2 protein-coding genes are annotated in these 2,104 nt (G+C 62.3%); one reads left to right on the top strand and one right to left on the bottom strand.

From position 1 onward, the window contains the following. Nucleotides 1–33: 33 nt before the first annotated feature. Nucleotides 34–1,503 carry a glucose-6-phosphate dehydrogenase gene (gene zwf, locus EOA60_RS30160; RefSeq protein WP_095825804.1) on the bottom strand — a complete coding sequence of 490 codons (1,470 nt, stop codon included), beginning with the start codon at nucleotides 1,501–1,503 and terminating at the stop codon, nucleotides 34–36. 265 nt (nucleotides 1,504–1,768) lie between these two features. Between zwf and EOA60_RS30165 the strand changes: the two genes are divergently transcribed. After that, nucleotides 1,769–2,104: SDR family NAD(P)-dependent oxidoreductase (locus EOA60_RS30165; RefSeq protein ID WP_128312415.1), on the top strand; the 336-nt coding region annotated here is incomplete at its 3' end.

Here is a 2,104-nt window from a genome sequence, read left to right on the forward strand (position 1 = left end):
CGGCAAAGCCGTTCCAGGCGTAAACGGCCCCGCTCAATTGCTCTCGTGCCATGTCCGTCCGTCACGTTCGATGAGCGCGATGGAGGCCGACGGACCCCAGGTGCCGGCCGTATAGCCCTGCGCTTCCTGCCTGGCGCTTTCCCAGGCGTTCTGGATCGGATCGATCCACTTCCAGGCCGCCTCGACCTCGTCGCGACGCATGAACAGCGTCTGGTTGCCGCGCACCACATCCATGATCAGCCGCTCGTAGGCGTCCGGCGCGCGGCTGTGGAAGGATTGCGCGAAGCTCATGTCGAGCGAGATCTGGCGCAGCCGCATGCCGCCCGGCCCCGGATCCTTGATCATGATGTACTGCTTGACGCCTTCGTCCGGCTGCAGCCTGATCACCAGCTGGTTGGCGAAGATCGGCCCGGCGCTGTCGCCGAAGATGGAATAGGGGATCGGTTTGAATTCGATGACGATTTCCGAAACGCGGGTCGCCAGCCGCTTGCCGGTCCTGAGATAGAAAGGCACGCCGGCCCAGCGCCAGTTGCCGATCTCGGCTTTGAGGGCGACGAAGGTCTCGGTGTTGCTGTCCTTGCCGAGCTCCTCGACATAGCCCTTGACCGGCCCGCCGGCGGAGGCGCCGGCGCGATACTGGCCGCGCACCGTGTGCTTCGGCGCCTCGTTGCCGTTGATGCGCTTCAGCGCCCGCAGCACCTTCAGCTTCTCGTCGCGCACGGCGTCCGCGTCCATCGAGGACGGTGTTTCCATGGCAACCAGGCAAAGCAGCTGCAGGATGTGGTTCTGCACCATATCGCGCAGCGCGCCGGCTTTGTCGTAGTAGGTGACGCGGTCCTCGAGACCCACGGTCTCGGCCACGGTGATCTGCACATGATCGATATGGGCGGAGTTCCACAGCGGCTCATAAAGCGCGTTGGCAAAGCGCAGCGCCATCAGGTTCTGCACCGTTTCCTTGCCGAGATAGTGATCGATGCGGAAGATCTGGCTTTCGTGGAAATCGTCACCCACAGCGTCGTTGAGCGCCCGTGCCGAGGCGAGGTCACGGCCGATCGGCTTCTCCAGCACGATGCGCGAGTTCGGGGTGATCAGCTTGTGTTCCTTGAGCTGATGCGAGATGTCGCCGAACAGCGCCGGCGCCACCGCGAGGTAGAAAGCGCGGATGCGGTCGCTGTCGCCGATGGCCTTCGTGAGCTTGTCGAAGCCGACGCCGGAGGTGGCGTCCGCCGAGACATAGGAAAGCCGAGCAAGAAATGTGTCCAGTTCCTTCGGCTCGATGTCGGCCGGATTCACATGGTCCGATATCGCTTTCTTGGCGAAGGTCTGGAACTCGGCATCGCTCATCTTCGCGCGCGACGTGCCGATGATGCGCGTCGGCTCCGAAAATTGGTGGTCGCGCTGGCGGTGGTAGAGCGAGGGCAGAAGCTTGCGCTCCGACAGGTCGCCGGTACCGCCGAAGATGATGAAGTCGAAAGGTTCGACAGGGATGATCTGGCTGGTCATGGTCAGTCCGGTTTGATGCCGCTAGCCGGTAGCGGGGCTGATATATTCTAATCGATTTAAATCGTCCAGTGTCATGGTGTCACATCCGGGACCAATCGCTGGACAATCGATTGGGCCCAAATGCGGCCTTGACACTGGCGCCGCCGGGAGGCTTGTCGGCAAGCAACAGCTTTCCGGAAGCGTTCGCGCCTGCAACATAGAACCTGAATGTGACGAAAGCTAAGGGAGAATGGCGACCGCCAGCCCTTCAATGATGGGAAAAACCATGCGTCTGCAAAACAAGGTTGCCATCATCACCGGCGCGGCGTCGGGCTTCGGCGAGGGCGTGGCGAAGCGCTTCGCCGAGGAAGGCGCGCGCGTCGTGGTTGCCGACCTCAACGCCAAGGGCGCAGCGCGCGTGGCGAAGGAAATCGGCGACAACGCGATCTGGACCCAGACCGACGTCTCGCAACGCTCCGAATTCGACGAGATGGTTTATGCCGCCAAAAGCGCCTTCGGCCGCGTCGACATCATGGTCAACAATGCCGGCTACACCCATCGCAACGGCGACATGCTCGGCGTCGACGAGCAAACCTTCGACCTGATCACCGCTGTCAACATG

It is taken from the genome of Mesorhizobium sp. M1A.F.Ca.IN.020.06.1.1 (assembly GCF_004023265.1).
In the GTDB taxonomy this organism is placed as follows: Bacteria; Pseudomonadota; Alphaproteobacteria; order Rhizobiales; family Rhizobiaceae; genus Mesorhizobium.